This window comes from Gilvimarinus sp. 1_MG-2023 (assembly GCF_030548285.1).
Window position 1 is genome coordinate 1 of the sequence record NZ_JAUOSC010000820.1, and the last position, 287, is coordinate 287.

General features: G+C 35.9%; 1 protein-coding gene. It reads right to left on the reverse strand.

Features of this window, described 5'->3' with window-relative positions:
• Window positions 1-287: DPP IV N-terminal domain-containing protein (locus Q4563_RS19185; protein WP_303605646.1), on the reverse strand; the 287-nt coding region annotated here is incomplete at both ends.

Genomic DNA, 287 nt, shown 5'->3' on the forward strand with positions numbered 1-287 from the left:
CAAGAAATATCATCGCATAAGGTTCCTCTTCTAGCATCTGCATCCATGTGCAATTTCACAATTTTTGGAGTTGGATTGATGTGAATAATTACTCTGTGAATACGAATAATATCTTCATCTCCTGGCAACGGATATTTCCATTCAGACAATTCTGGTGTACCTACTTTTGTTTTTACCAAATACATATCACTCACATGTCTCTGATCTTGCTGAAATGTTGCTATTTTTTTAGAATCTGGTGACCAACTTAAAATAGGACGATTGCAATGTTTCCATCCAGCATTGTC